General features: G+C 70.7%; 14 protein-coding genes. 10 read left to right on the forward strand and 4 right to left on the reverse strand.

Going from position 1 to position 13,406, the window contains the following annotated elements:
* Positions 1 to 180: 180 nt before the first annotated feature.
* The 5 genes from EDF31_RS04525 (at position 181) to EDF31_RS04545 (ending at position 4,901) form a co-directional block, all read left to right on the forward strand.
* Positions 181 to 723 (forward strand): hypothetical protein, encoded by a 543-nt coding sequence (locus EDF31_RS04525; RefSeq protein WP_123673112.1) that lies wholly within the window; start codon positions 181 to 183, stop codon positions 721 to 723.
* A 19-nt stretch (positions 724 to 742) separates the two neighbouring features.
* Positions 743 to 1,933, forward strand: coding sequence for a PIG-L family deacetylase (locus EDF31_RS04530; RefSeq protein WP_131845342.1), 1,191 nt, complete (start codon positions 743 to 745; stop codon positions 1,931 to 1,933).
* Positions 1,934 to 1,968: 35 nt separating this feature from the next.
* Positions 1,969 to 2,286, forward strand: a complete 318-nt coding sequence (fdxA, locus tag EDF31_RS04535) for a ferredoxin (protein ID WP_131845343.1) — start codon at positions 1,969 to 1,971, stop codon at positions 2,284 to 2,286.
* Positions 2,287 to 2,299: 13 nt separating this feature from the next.
* Positions 2,300 to 3,418 (forward strand): succinyldiaminopimelate transaminase, encoded by a 1,119-nt coding sequence (dapC, locus tag EDF31_RS04540; RefSeq protein ID WP_131845344.1) that lies wholly within the window; start codon positions 2,300 to 2,302, stop codon positions 3,416 to 3,418.
* 184 nt (positions 3,419 to 3,602) lie between these two features.
* Positions 3,603 to 4,901 (forward strand): citrate synthase, encoded by a 1,299-nt coding sequence (locus EDF31_RS04545; protein WP_123340789.1) that lies wholly within the window; start codon positions 3,603 to 3,605, stop codon positions 4,899 to 4,901.
* A gap of 76 nt (positions 4,902 to 4,977) precedes the next feature.
* Here EDF31_RS04545 and dapD read toward each other — a convergent pair whose 3' ends face one another.
* Positions 4,978 to 5,964, reverse strand: a complete 987-nt coding sequence (gene dapD / locus EDF31_RS04550) for a 2,3,4,5-tetrahydropyridine-2,6-dicarboxylate N-succinyltransferase (protein ID WP_131845345.1) — start codon at positions 5,962 to 5,964, stop codon at positions 4,978 to 4,980.
* Positions 5,965 to 6,095: 131 nt separating this feature from the next.
* Here dapD and dapE point away from each other — a divergent pair, with 131 nt between their 5' ends.
* Positions 6,096 to 7,178 carry a succinyl-diaminopimelate desuccinylase gene (gene dapE, locus EDF31_RS04555; RefSeq protein ID WP_123294103.1) on the forward strand — a complete coding sequence of 361 codons (1,083 nt, stop codon included), beginning with the start codon at positions 6,096 to 6,098 and terminating at the stop codon, positions 7,176 to 7,178.
* Positions 7,163 to 8,407: a hypothetical protein gene (locus EDF31_RS04560; protein ID WP_131845346.1), complete on the forward strand. Its 1,245-nt coding sequence runs from the start codon at positions 7,163 to 7,165 to the stop codon at positions 8,405 to 8,407. Before dapE ends, EDF31_RS04560 begins: the two co-directional genes overlap by 16 nt.
* Here EDF31_RS04560 and EDF31_RS04565 read toward each other — a convergent pair.
* The gene (locus EDF31_RS04565; protein WP_243649848.1) at positions 8,386 to 9,657 is read right to left on the reverse strand and encodes an AI-2E family transporter; all 1,272 of its coding nucleotides are present in this window, start codon (positions 9,655 to 9,657) and stop codon (positions 8,386 to 8,388) included. The genes EDF31_RS04560 and EDF31_RS04565 overlap by 22 nt on opposite strands.
* 127 nt (positions 9,658 to 9,784) lie before the next feature.
* On the opposite strand from EDF31_RS04565, the gene EDF31_RS04570 reads away from it, so the two are divergent.
* Both EDF31_RS04570 and EDF31_RS04575 read left to right on the forward strand, forming a co-directional pair.
* Positions 9,785 to 9,958, forward strand: a complete 174-nt coding sequence (locus tag EDF31_RS04570; RefSeq protein ID WP_123673120.1) for a DUF3117 domain-containing protein — start codon at positions 9,785 to 9,787, stop codon at positions 9,956 to 9,958.
* 124 nt (positions 9,959 to 10,082) lie between these two features.
* The gene (locus EDF31_RS04575; protein ID WP_131845347.1) at positions 10,083 to 10,811 is read left to right on the forward strand and encodes an AAA family ATPase; all 729 of its coding nucleotides are present in this window, start codon (positions 10,083 to 10,085) and stop codon (positions 10,809 to 10,811) included.
* A 27-nt stretch (positions 10,812 to 10,838) separates the two neighbouring features.
* Here the strand turns inward: EDF31_RS04575 and EDF31_RS04580 are convergent, their stop codons facing one another.
* The gene (locus tag EDF31_RS04580) at positions 10,839 to 11,471 is read right to left on the reverse strand and encodes a class I SAM-dependent methyltransferase (protein ID WP_123294100.1); all 633 of its coding nucleotides are present in this window, start codon (positions 11,469 to 11,471) and stop codon (positions 10,839 to 10,841) included.
* 64 nt (positions 11,472 to 11,535) lie between these two features.
* On the opposite strand from EDF31_RS04580, the gene EDF31_RS04585 reads away from it, so the two are divergent.
* Positions 11,536 to 11,910: a twin-arginine translocase TatA/TatE family subunit gene (locus tag EDF31_RS04585; RefSeq protein WP_131845348.1), complete on the forward strand. Its 375-nt coding sequence runs from the start codon at positions 11,536 to 11,538 to the stop codon at positions 11,908 to 11,910.
* A gap of 94 nt (positions 11,911 to 12,004) precedes the next feature.
* On the opposite strand, the gene EDF31_RS04590 is transcribed toward EDF31_RS04585, so the two are convergent.
* Positions 12,005 to 13,291, reverse strand: a complete 1,287-nt coding sequence (locus EDF31_RS04590) for a carbohydrate-binding protein (protein WP_165901326.1) — start codon at positions 13,289 to 13,291, stop codon at positions 12,005 to 12,007.
* Positions 13,292 to 13,406: the final 115 nt, after the last annotated feature.

Raw genomic sequence — 13,406 nt, forward strand, 5'->3', positions numbered from 1 at the left:
CTGGTCGGAACGAAGGACCAGGTACGCCCGTTTCGGCCAGGTACGCCGGACGGGCGCGACAGGCGCGACGGGCGGACGGGAGGCGCGGGGCGGCCCCGCCGCGCGAGTGACCGTCCCGGGGACAGGACGTTCACAGCCAACTCGCGCCGTGCCTCCCGGCTCACCCGTTACCGTCGGCGCATGCGTTCCCTCCGTACCCCGCTGATCGCCGCCGTCGCCGCCGGCATCGCCCTGGCCGGACTCACCGGCTGCTCGTCCGACTCCGTGAAGCAGGCGACGGACCTCGGGTCCTCGGTGGCCTCGACGGTCGCGGACGGCGTCGCGGGCATCGACGGCAAGGCGATCCAGGACGGCATGTCCTCGGTCGCAGGCGGCATCGACGGGGCGCTCGACACGGCGCTCAAGGGCGCGAACGTCACCTCTGACGGCAAGGTCCCCGACGGGTTCCCGTCGTCCGACGTGCCGCTCGTCGACGGCACGGTGCTCGGCGGGGGAGCGGGACCGAACGGCTCCGGGTGGGTCGTGCAGGTGCGCGCTGGGTCGGTCGACGACTTCGCCTCCGCCGCGCAGCAGCTCGCCGACGCCGGTTACACCGAGTCGGCGAAGCGCGCCGACTCGTCGAGTGCGTTCGGGATGTTCCGCAGCGACGGGTACCGCGTCGTGCTCACGTTCTCGGACGGCGACGACGGCGTCACCGCGACCTACATCGTCACGGCCCGCTAGTCCCGTACCCTTGGGGGCGATGTCGAAGGCCTCCGTCACGCGCCCCGAGCGCGTCCTGTTCGTGCACGCCCACCCCGACGACGAGACCCTGTCGTCCGGTGGGACGATCGCGACCCTGCTCGAGCTCGGCGCCGAAGTCACCGTGTTGACGGCGACCCGCGGTGAGCGCGGCGAGATGCTCACCGAGCGGCTCGCGCCCCTGGCCGGAGACGCACAACGCGTCGCCGCGCACCGCGAGACCGAGATCGACGCGGCACTCGCGGCCCTCGGCGGCCCGGCGCACCTGTGGCTCGGCGGTCGCGGTGCCCGGCCCACCGACCTGCCGGAACGCCGGTACGGCGACTCCGGCATGCAGTGGGGGCCCGACGGGCGGGCGACCGCCGCCGACGACGCCCCCGCCGACTCGCTGACCGCCGCCGACCTGGGCGAGGTCGTCGACGACGTCCGTGCCGCGATCCGCTCCACCGGGGCGGACGCGGTCGTGAGCTACGCCGACGACGGCGGGTACGGCCACCCCGACCACGTGCGTGTGCACCACGCGGCTCGGTACGCGGCCCGGGCAGAGGAAGTGGCGTTCTCGATGATCGTCGCCCCGGAGACCGGGGACGCCGACGTCACCGTCGACGTCCTGCCGGTGCGGGCGAAGGTGCGTGCCGCCGTCGAGCAGTACCGCTCGCAGGTCACCGTCGACCCGGTCGACCCCGCCGACCCGACCGCGCTGTCGTGGGTGATGCCGCACGGCGTCCGCGAGCACGCCCCCGCCGTCGAGGCCTTCCGGCACGACGCCGACCCGCAGCCCCCGGCACCGCAGACCTACGCCGAGATGTCCGGCCAGGGCAAGGTCGCCGCGGTCGCCGTCGCGCTCGTGCTCGGGCTCGTCACCGGCGGACTGGGCACGGTGACGCACCAGCAGACCGTCGGCGCCGCCGCGTTCCCGATCGGCATGGTGATCACCACGCTGCTCGTGATCGGGCTGACCGTGGGCATCCGGCTGCTGTACCGGTCGCGGGCGATGGTCGCCGCGATCGGCATCGGCATCCTCGTCGCCACGCAGGTGCTCGTCTCCGTCGGCGGCCAGGGCTCGCCGCTCGTGCTGGCGAACGCGGCCGGGTACGTGTGGACGTTCGCCCCCGCCGTCATCGCCGCCCTGGTGCTCGCGTGGCCGGACCTGTCGGGGCTGCGGTCCCGGACGGCCCCGGGCCGCGAGTAGACTCGAACCCGCTCGTCGAAGGGAGCACCCGAACCGTGACCTACGTGATCGCCCAGCCCTGTGTCGACGTCAAGGACCGTGCCTGCATCGACGAATGCCCCGTCGACTGCATCTACGAGGGCGACCGCTCGCTGTACATCCACCCCGACGAGTGCGTCGACTGCGGTGCGTGCGAGCCGGTGTGCCCGGTCGAGGCCATCTACTACGAGGACGACCTGCCCGACGAGTGGGCCGACTACTACAAGGCCAACGTCGAGTTCTTCCAGGAAGTCGGCTCGCCCGGTGGCGCCGCGAAGGTCGGTGTGATCCACAAGGACCACCCCGTCGTCACGGCCGAACCGCCCCGCGGCTGAGCCGGACACGCACGTGGCGCTCGACCTGCCCGACTTCCCCTGGGACCAGCTCGTCCCGTTCAAGCAGCGCGCGGCCGGGTACGAGGGCGGCATCGTCGACCTGAGCGTCGGTTCGCCCGTCGACCCGACCCCCGAGGTCGTCCGACGCGCCCTCGCCGACGCCACCGACGCGCACGCCTACCCGCAGGTCGCCGGCACCCCGGCGCTGCGGCAGGCCATCGCCGACTGGTACGGCCGCCGGCACGGGGTGCAGCTGACCGAGGCGCACACGCTGCCGACGATCGGGTCGAAGGAGTTCATCGCCGGCCTGGCGCTCTGGCTCGGCATCGGCGCCGGCGACACCGTGGTGTTCCCCGCCGCTGCGTACCCCACCTACGAGCTCGGCGCGGCCCTGGTCGGTGCGGACGCCCACGCCTCGGACGACCCGGCGGCGTGGCCGGCGACGACGAAGCTGGTGTGGCTGAACTCGCCCGGCAACCCCGACGGCCGCGTGCTCTCGATCGACGACCTGCGCGTCGCGGTCGACCGCGCCCGCGAACTCGGTGCCGTCATCGTCGGTGACGAGTGCTACGCCGAGCTCGGCTGGGACCCGCAGTACGCGACCACCCCGACCCCCACGATCCTCGACCCCCGCGTCGTCGGCGACTCGGTCGACGGCGTGCTCAGCGTGTACTCGCTGTCGAAGCAGTCGAACCTCGCTGGGTACCGTGCGGCGTTCGTCGCCGGTGACGCCCGGATCCTCGCCGACGTGCTCGCGGTCCGGAAGCACGCGGGGCTCATGCCGCCACTGCCGGTGCAGGAAGCGATGATCGTCGCACTCGCGGACCAGACCCACGTGCAGCAGCAGAAGGCCCGCTACCGGGCGCGCCGGAACATGCTCCGACGGGCACTCGAGGACGCCGGCTTCCGCATCGACCACAGCGAGGCCGGCCTGTACCTCTGGGCGACCCGCGGTGAGCCCGCGCTCGACACGGTGTCTTGGTTGGCCGACCGCGGGATCCTCGTCGCACCGGGCACGTTCTACGGCACGGCGGGCGGGGAGCACGTCCGGGTGGCCCTCACCGCGACCGACGAGCGCATCGCCGCGGCGGCCCAGCGGCTGGCCAGCAGCCGTCGGCTCGGCACCGCGTAGCGCGGGGACGGACCCCGCGACCGGCCGGATCGTGCATTCCGCCCGGAGCGCAACCGGGGGTTCCCACCAAGTCGTGACCATCGATGTGTGCACGAGCGACAGACGCCGCGATTAGGCTGTCATCGTGACTGACACTGCCAACGACGCTCAGAAGACGGCCACACCGCCCACGACGCCCGTGCCCGTGAGTCCCGCCGCCGAACAGACGGGCGAGACCGCAACGCTGACGTACCCGGGCGGCAGCGCGGAGTTCCCGATCCTGCCGAGCGTCGACGGCGCGTCCACGATGGACATCTCGACGTTCAAGAAGCAGACCGGGATGAACACGCTCGACTACGGGTTCGTGAACACCGGGTCGACCAAGAGCGCGATCACCTACATCGACGGCGACGAGGGCATCCTGCGGTACCGCGGGTACCCGATCGACCAGGTTGCGTCGAACTGCACCTTCCTCGAGGTCGCGTGGCTCCTGATCTACGGCGAGCTGCCCGACGAGTCCGAACTCGCCGACTTCGACGCCCGCATCCGTCGGCACACCCTGCTGCACGAGGACCTCCGGCGCTTGTTCGACGCGCTCCCGCACTCCGCGCACCCGATGTCCGTGCTGTCCAGTGCCGTCAGCGCCCTGTCGACGTACTACGAGGACGACATGGACGTCGACGACCCGGAGAAGGTCGAGCTGCAGACCGTGCGGCTGCTCGCCAAGCTGCCGGTGATCGCCGCCTACGCGCACAAGAAGTCCATCGGGCAGGCGTTCCTGTACCCGGACAACGGGCTGTCGTTCGTCGACAACTTCCTGCGCCTGAACTTCGGCACCATGGCCGAGACCTACCAGCCGAACCCGGTGCTGTCGAAGGCCCTCGACCGGCTCCTCATCCTGCACGAGGACCACGAGCAGAACGCCTCCACCGCGACGGTCCGCCTGGTCGGCTCGACGAAGGCGAACATGTTCGCCTCGATCTCGGCCGGCATCAACGCCCTGTACGGGCCGCTGCACGGTGGCGCGAACGAAGCCGTGCTCGAGATGCTGCAGCAGATCAAGGACTCCGGAGAGCCCGTGCAGCGCTTCGTCGAGCGGGTGAAGAACAAGGAGCGCGGCGTGAAGCTCATGGGCTTCGGACACCGCGTCTACAAGAACTACGATCCCCGCGCGAAGCTCGTCAAGGAGTCGGCGGACGAGGTGCTCGAGTCCCTCGGCGTGCAGGACGACCTGCTCGACATCGCGAAGGAGCTCGAGCAGATCGCGCTGAGCGACCAGTACTTCATCGACCGCAAGCTGTACCCGAACGTCGACTTCTACACCGGCATCATCTACAAGGCGATGGGGTTCCCGCCGCGGATGTTCACGGTGCTGTTCGCGATCGGCCGCCTGCCCGGCTGGATCGCGCAGTGGCGCGAGCTGAACAACGACCCGCTCAACAAGATCGGTCGCCCGCAGCAGCTCTACGTGGGTGCGCCGAAGCGGGACCTCCCCGCACGCTGACGCGCGTTCTTACCCGCGAAAGCGACAGAGTCCCGCGAACAGTTCGCGGGACTCTGTCGCTTTCGCAGGGCCAGGCCTACGCGTGGAGCGCGGTGTTGAGCTGGATGCCCTCGCCCTTGCGCTGCAGCGCCTCGACGGCGCCGCTGACGCTGTTGCGCCGGAACAGGACGTTCGGGGTGCCGGACAGCTCGGCGGCCTTGACGGTCTTCGGCGTGCCGTCCGGGTTCGGTGCGGCGCCGACCAGGACGACCTTCGTTCCCGCCGTGACGTACAGGCCGGCCTCGATGACGGAGTCGTCGCCGAGGGAGATGCCGAGACCCGCGTTCGCACCGAGCAGCGCGCGCTCGCCCAGGGAGACCCGGTGCGTGCCGCCGCCGGAGAGCGTGCCCATGATGGACGCCCCGCCGCCGATGTCGGTGCCGTTGCCGACGACGACGCCCTGCGAGACACGGCCCTCGATCATGGCGTCGCCGAGGGTGCCGGCGTTGAAGTTCACGAAGCCCTCGTGCATGACGGTCGTGCCCGGCGCCAGGTGCGCCCCGAGACGGACGCGGTTGGCGTCACCGATGCGGACGCGGTCCGGCACGACGTAGTCGACCAGACGGGGGAACTTGTCGATGGCGTGCACGGCGATGCCCACGCGCTGCAGCGACGGGCGCAGGCGGGTCAGGGACTCCGGGTGGACCGGCCCCGCGTTCGTCCACGCGACGATCGGGAGGTACCCGAAGACACCGTCGAGGTTGATGGTGTTCGGGCGCACGTGCAGGTGGCTCAGCAGGTGCAGACGCAGGTACGCGTCCTCGGTGCTGGTCGGGGCGGCGTCGATGGTGACCTCGGTGGTGACGGCCTCGATCCGGACCTCGCGGCGGGGGTCGTCGCCGACGTGCGCCTGCAGTTCGGCGGGGAACACCGCGTCAGCGGGTAGCGGGCCGAGGTGGGTCTCCGGGTACCAGGTGTCGAGCGTCGTGCCGTCGGCGGCGATCGTCGCGAGGCCGTGGCCCCAGGCGTGCGTCGGGCGGTCGGCGGTGGCGGTCGGGTCGGTGGCAGCGGTCGTGTCGGTCACCGCACCAGGGTACCGACGCACTGGACGGGAGCACCGGACCGACCGGACGGACGCTGCGGAACCGCACCGTGCCTCCCGGCCGCCGTGCCGTGGGCCAGCGCGACGGGAGCGACGGCAGATAAGGTGACCGCATGCCGGAGCAGCTCGACCTCACCGCCTCGTCCATCGACATCACCCGTGCCATCTGCGACATCGAATCGGTGTCGGGGAACGAGCAGGCCCTCGCTGACGCGATCGAGGCGGTGCTCGCACCGCTGCCGCACCTCGAGGTGATCCGGGACGGCGACGCGATCGTCGCCCGCACGAACCTCGGCCGCGACCGCCGCGTCGTGATCGCCGGGCACATCGACACCGTGCCGCTCAACGACAACCTGCCGACCGAGTTCCGCACCGCCGAGGACGGCACCGAGATCCTGTGGGGTCGCGGCACCGTCGACATGAAGGCCGGCTGTGCAGTGCAGCTCAAGCTCGCGTACGACCTGGTCGAGCCCTCGGTCGACGTCACGTGGGTCTGGTACGACCACGAAGAGGTCAGCGACCTGCTGAACGGCCTCGGTCGTCTCGCCCGGACCCGTCCGGAACTGCTGGCCGCCGACTTCGCCATCCTGGGGGAGCCGTCCGGCGCGCAGATCGAGGGTGGCTGCAACGGCAACCTCCGCGCCGAGATCCGCACGTTCGGCAAGCGCTCGCACAGCGCCCGCAGCTGGATCGGCGACAACGCGATCCACAAGACGGCACCGATCCTCGCCACGCTGGCCGCCTACGAGCCCCGCACGGTCACGGTCGACGGGCTCGAGTACCGCGAGGGCCTCAACGCCGTCGGGATCAGCGGCGGCATCGCGGGCAACATCATCCCGGACGAGGCGATGGTGCACGTGAACTACCGCTTCGCGCCGTCGCGTTCGGCCGACGAGGCCGTGGCGCACATCCGCGAACTCTTCGACGGCTACGACGTGACCATCGTCGACCTCGCTGCCGGTGCCCGCCCCGGCCTCGATGCCCCGCTCGCGCAGGACTTCGTGTCGGCGGTCGGTGGCCCGGAGCCCCGCCCGAAGTACGGCTGGACCGACGTCGCCCGCTTCTCGGCGCTCGGGGTGCCCGCGGTCAACTACGGACCCGGTGAACCGGTCTTCGCCCACCACGACGACGAGCAGGTCCCGGTCGCGCAGATCACCGCGGTCGAGGCCGGCCTCCGTCGGTGGCTGACGGCCTGACGACGGCCGGGGTCTCCCGGCCGACCCCTGCACGCACCCGTTGGCGCGCCCGCTACCGGGTGGTGCCGTGGTGGGTTCGCATCACGGTCGTCTACGTGCTCGCCCGGTTCGTCACCGGACTGATGATGCAGGCCTTCGCGAGTGTGCAGGCGGCGAACTCGTTCACCGTCCAGCATCCGGCGTACCTGTCGTTCGCGTCCATCTGGGACGGCGCCTGGTACCGCGTGATCGCGACCGGCGGCTACCCGTCGACCCTGCCCGTGGACGCAGCAGGGCACGTGACCGAGAACGCGTGGGCGTTCATGCCCGCGTACCCGTTCCTGGTGCGCGGCCTGATGCTGCTCACCGGCGCGTCGTTCGAGTTCGTCGCGGTGGCGGTCTCGCTGCTCGCCGGACTCGGCGCTGCGCTCGTGTTCCGTCGCCTGATGGGGCGCTTCCTCGACCCGGCGCGGGCGACCTTCGCCACGGTGCTGTTCTGCGTCGCGCCCGTGTCGGCGATGTTCCAGGTGGCGTACGCCGAGTCGATGGGGCTGTTCCTGCTGCTCGTCGCGCTGCTGCTCATGGTCGACCGGCGGTGGTGGACGATGCTGCCCGTCGTGCTCCTGCTCGGCATGACCCGGCCGACCGGGCTCGCGTTCGCGCTGCTCGTCGTGCTGTTCGTCGGCGCCTGGGCGATCCGGCCCGCGTGGGTGCGGTCGTCGGAGCCGCTCACCCTGCGCCGCCTCGTGCCGCCCGCCGTGGTGGCGGTCGTGTCCGGACTGGTCGGCCTGGCGTGGCCGGCGATCGCCTGGGCCGTCACCGGGGTGCCCAAGGCGTACACCGACACCGAGCTCGCCTGGCGGTCGTCCTACGTCGGGTGGCAGGAGCTCGTGCCGTTCGCGCCGTGGATCCAGGGCTTCGGGTGGTGGTTCCACCAGCCGGCCGGCGGGGTCCTGCTGGCCGTCGTGGTCGTCGGCTTCGTGGCGTTCGTCTGCATGCCCGCAGCCCGGGTGATCGGGATCGAGCTGCGCCTCTGGGGCATCGCCTACGTGGTGTACCTGCTCGCCGTGTTCTTCCCGCAGTCGAGCACCTGGCGGATCCTGGTGCCGATCGCGCCGCTGCTCGGCATCGTGGCGCTGCCGCGGTCCCGCGTGTACCGGGTGGCCGTCGTGGTGGCGTTCGTCGGGCTGCAGTGGGTCTGGCTGTACTACTGCTGGTGGATCGACGGCTACGACTGGACCCCGCCGTGATCGGCACGGCGTTCACGGGCCTGGGCGCGGGCCAGGAGCCGTGCGGCGGGACCGCTCCGCTCGCGCTTCGGCACCGTCGCTGACATCGGCTCCGGGTCCCCCGGCCGCCAGTTCGCCGCCGCCACGACCATCGCGTTGACGGTGGCGATGAACGGCACCGCGAAGAACGCGCCGACGACACCCGCGATCGTCGTGCCCGCGGTCACCCCGAGGACGACGCCGAGCGGGTGGACCTTGACGGCCGTGCCGGTCAGGAACGGGTGCAGGACGTGGCTCTCGAGCTGCTGCACGACCACCACGATGCCGAGCATCACGAGCGCCGGCACCCAGCCGTTGAACACGAGTGCGATGAGCACCGCGACCGCACCGGCGACGATCGCCCCGACGACGGGGACGAACGCGCCGAAGAACACGATGACGCCGATCGGGATCGCCAGCGGGATCTGCAGGGCGAGCGCGCCGATGGTCACGCCGAGGGCGTCGGTGACGGCGACCACGAGCTGGACGCGGATGAAGCTCGTCAGGGTCTTCCACCCGGCGTGCCCCGCGACGTCGATGCGAGCACGTGCCCGGCGCGGGAAGAGCCGGACGACCCACCCCCAGATGCGCGGGCCGTCGATGAGCACGAACAGCGTCGTGAACACGATGATGAACAGCCCCTCGAGCACGTGCACGGCGCCGGTGCCGGCGGCCTGGAACCCGGACAGGATCGTCGAGGCGTGCGCCTGCAGGTAGTCGAAGCCGTTCGACACCCACGAGTCGACGTCCTTCGCTGTGATCCCGAACGGCTCGCTGTCGAGCAGGGTCCGCAGGGACTGCACGCTGTGGTGGAGCCGGCGTTCGAGCGACGGCAGGTCGGACCGCACCTGCTCGGTGACGAGCAGCGCCAGCCCGCCGAGCGCCAGCACCAGGGCCACCAGGCTCGACAGCACCGCCGTCCACTTCGGCCACCGGTGCCGCTGCAGGAACGACGACATCGGCATGAGGAGCGCGCAGACCAACAGCGCGATGAGGAACGGCACCACGATGTCCTGCAGCAGCACGACCAGCGCCACCAGGACGGCGAGGCCGGCACCCACGACGAGGATGCGCCAGGTGAACGCCGCGCCGATCCGCAGGCCGGCGGGCACTGCGTCGTCGGACCGCGCGGATCGTCTGGCCGGACCGGTCCGCTCGGCCGGTCCGGTCCGCCCGGCCCGCTCGGGACGTCCGTTGGGGGACTGACGGCGCATGGAGCGGATGTTCGGCATCCGCCAAGGTTACGAACGGAACCCGCGAAGAACCGCCGATCCGACACCCCCAACCTGGGCGGTTTCGCAGTTGCCCCATCAATACGAGATAATGAGCGGGCATGTACTGCACGAAAGGGGACATCTGATGGCAGCCATGAAGCCGAGGACCGGTGACGGGCCGATGGAGGCTGTTAAGGAGGGTCGACTCATCATCGTGCGGGTTCCGCTCGAAGGAGGAGGCCGCCTGGTCGTCTCGGTCAACGATGCCGAGGCCAAGGAACTCCATGACGCACTCGCTGAGGTCGTCTCGGCCTCGTAGTCGAAAGCACCAGAACGACGGGTCCGGAGCGTGTACGCGCCGGGCCCGTCGTCTGCGTCCGGGGCGCCGCGCCGTCGGCGTGCGCGCCCGTCGCGCTGTCGGTCGCGTCCGGCAGGATGGCCTCGTGCCGAGGACCCACATGCCGATCCGCCGCGTCGAGGAGTACCGCGACCCGGACCCGATGCCGCGAGACGTCTGGCCGGCGACGCTGCCCCCGGTGCGGCAGCTGCTCGACGAGGGACTCGACCTCGACCCGGTGACGGTGTTCGTCGGCGACAACGGTGTCGGCAAGTCCACCCTGATCGAGGCGATCGCGCTCCGGTTCGGCATGTCACCCGAGGGCGGCTCCACCCTGGCGAACCACTCGACGCGTCCGTCCGAGTCGTCGCTGTGGCAGCACATCGTCCTCCGCCGTGACTTCGGTGCGCCCCGCGGCGGGTTCTTCCTGCGCGCAGAGACCATGCACGGCTTCTTCAGCTACCTCGAGGACCACCCCAACCACTCCCGCCCCGAGCCGGTGTTCCACGAGCGCAGCCACGGTGAGTCGTTCCTCGACTTCGTCATCGACCGCGCGCAGTGGCCGGGGCTCTGGATCCTCGACGAACCGGAGTCGGCGCTGTCCTTCTCCGGGTGTCTGACGCTCATCGCGCTGCTGCGGTCGATCGTCGACAGCGGGGTCGGGCAGGTCGTGCTCTCGACGCACTCACCGGTCCTGGCGGCGTTCCCCGGCGCGACGATCCACGAGGTCGGCGAGTGGGGGTTCCGGCGCACCGAGTGGGAGGACCTCGACCTGGTGCGCAACCAGCGCTCGTTCCTCGAGTCACCCGAGCGGTACCTCCGGCACCTCGAGTGACCGACGGCGAGGGTGACGCAGCGTGCGCTACGCGGTGACCTTCGTCAGCTGCAGCAGCCCGTCACCAGCCGGCGAGAGCGCACTGCGCACCGCCCCCGACGTCGACACCTCGGTGAGCAGCAGCCGGAAGTCGGTCGTCGCTCGGTCGCGCTTGACCGGGTCGGCGACGCGTCCGCGCCACAGTGCGTGTGGCACCAGGACGGTCCCGCCGAGGCGTGCGAGCCGCAGCCCGTGCTCGACGTACTCGATGACGTGCTCGGGGTCGGCATCGACCAGGACGACGTCGTACGACGCCTCGTTCATCCGGGGGAGCACCTGGTTCGCGCGGCCCGGGATGAGCCGGATCCGGGCGGGGGCGGTTCCGGCGCTGATGTAGGCGTCGCGGGCGAACTGCTGGTGGTCGACCTCGACGTCGATCGTGGTCAGGGTCGCGTCCGGCGCGCCGCCGAGCAGGTACAGCCCGGAGACTCCCAGGCCCGTCCCGATCTCGATGATGCTCGTGGCTCGGGAGGCTGCGGCGATGACGCCGATCTGCGCGCCGATCGCGGGCGAGATCGCCTCGACACCGAGCTCCAGGGAGTGCTCACGAGCGCGGGCGATCGCCTCGGACTCCGAGACGATGTCCTCGGCGAACTTCCAGTTCGACTCTTTCTCTGACACGCACACTCCGTTCGGTTGACAACTCTAGGGGTGCATCGGAGCCGAACGGGTTAGGCTCGCTCACGTGAACATCCCGCTCGACAAGATCCTGATCATCGGGATCATTGCCGTGCTCTTGCTCGGGCCGCAGCGCCTGCCGATGTACGCCCAGAAGTTGGCCGAGTTCGTGAAGGCCGTCCGCCGGTTCGCCGACACCGCGAAGGAGCGGATGCGCGACGAGATGGGCCCCGAGTTCGACGACATCGAGTGGCAGAAGCTCGACCCGCGACAGTACGACCCCCGCCGGATCATCCGCGATGCGCTCCTCGACTCCGGCGGCGCCAGCAGCGCCGCCGCGGTCCAGACCGCGCAGGTGACCGCCTCCAAGGTGCGCGCGACGGCTCCCGTCGTGCCGCTGGCCGCGAGAGAAGCGCCACCGTTCGACGCGGAAGCGACCTGACGCCCGTCACGTGACCACCTGACGGACGGGAGGCCCGGTGCCAGCTGGCACCGGGCCTCCCGTGTTCGGTGTGGTGACGACTACTTCAGGTCGACTACTTCAGGTCGGCGAGGAAACGATCTGTCCAGGCGAGTGCCGCTGCGCTCGGGACGGAGCTGCAGGTGGACGACGCCGTCGTCGAGGCGCAGGGCGTGTCCCGGTCGAGCGACCAGTAGTGGATCCCAGCGAGGCCGTTCGCCTTCGCGTAGGCGGACAGGGTGTCGACGTCGGCGAGGGTGAAGACCTCGTCGGTGGTGTCGTTGACGCCGATCATCGGGGTGACCTCGATCTTCGACGACGCGATGCCGTACGTGTGCTGCAGGTTCGTGACGGCCTGGATCGAGGACTTGCCCATCTGGCAGGTGGAGCCGGAGAGCACGCAGTTCGCGGTGGTCGCGCGGCCGAAGTCCATCGTCATGAGGTTGATCGTGTAGTTCGTCAGGGTCGACGCCTTGATCGCCTTCACGGTGGCGTCGCCGGTGCTGTTCAGCCCGCCGTACGAGCCGTCGCTGGCGGCCAGGGTCGCGAGCGTGAACGAGAACCGCATGCCCGGGTACTTCGCCTGGGCGAGGGCCGCGGCGCTCACCAGGTTCTGCACGTCGGCGGCGGACTGACCGCTCTCGATGTCGAAATCGACGCCGATCATGTGCGGGGTCGCGTACCGGGCGATGAACGACTGCAGTGCGGCGCCCGAGCACTTGAACGAACCGGCGGCTCCACCGGTGCTCACGATGTAGTTCACCCCGGCGGCGTCGAGCTTCGGGATGTTGGCGTTCGCGAAGGCATCCGCCGCGACGCCGCCCCAGTTCTCGCTGCCGCACGTGCCGGTCGCGAAGGCGAGGGTGATCGCCTTGAGGCCGGGCTCCCGGGTCGACACCAGGCTGTTGCTCGAGCCGACCACCGGGATCCGCGTCCCGGTGACCGCGGTGTTCATGACGTTCGTGTTCCAGTCGAGGTTCACGGTGATGTCCTTGTACGGGCTGAACACCAGTCCGCTGGCCGTGCCGCCGCTCCCGCCCGTGCCCGGGGTCGTCGTCCCCCCACCGGGAGGAGTGGTCCCGCCGCCCGTGCCGGAGCAGGCGCCGGTCGACGTCCATGGCTGGCCGCTGCCCGTTGCCCCGGCGTGTGTCGCGGGGTCGTCGCCCTGCGTCCACCAGTTCGCGGTGTAGTTCGATCCGTTCTCGCTGACGGTGGCACCGCCGGAGTACGCGGTGCCGGTGGTCCACGCGGTCGCGCACGACGGTGTCGCGGCGATGGCCGGTGCTGCGGCGAGTGATCCGCCGGCGATCACTGCGGCGACGGTGGCCACGAGGCCGATCCGTACTCGGGTGTTCTGGTTCACACGGTTCTCCTGTCCTCGGCCGGACGTCGTCGTCCGGCGGGTGGAGCCCAGGCGGTCACATTCCGCAAGGGCATTGTGCAATGCCCTTGCATAATGCTCCGGGGTGGAACGACCT

The sequence above is a fragment of the Curtobacterium sp. PhB142 genome (genome assembly GCF_004341255.1).
Lineage (GTDB): Bacteria > Actinomycetota > Actinomycetes > Actinomycetales > Microbacteriaceae > Curtobacterium.

Coding starts and splice junctions, on each gene's coding strand:
- EDF31_RS04530 (WP_131845342.1), top strand. CDS start 743: ATGTCGAAGGCCTCCGTCACGCGCCCCGAGCGCGTCCTGTTCGTGCAC.
- EDF31_RS04565 (WP_243649848.1), bottom strand. CDS start 9,657: ATGCCGAACATCCGCTCCATGCGCCGTCAGTCCCCCAACGGACGTCCC.
- EDF31_RS04525 (WP_123673112.1), top strand. CDS start 181: ATGCGTTCCCTCCGTACCCCGCTGATCGCCGCCGTCGCCGCCGGCATC.
- EDF31_RS04570 (WP_123673120.1), top strand. CDS start 9,785: ATGGCAGCCATGAAGCCGAGGACCGGTGACGGGCCGATGGAGGCTGTT.
- dapE (WP_123294103.1), top strand. CDS start 6,096: ATGCCGGAGCAGCTCGACCTCACCGCCTCGTCCATCGACATCACCCGT.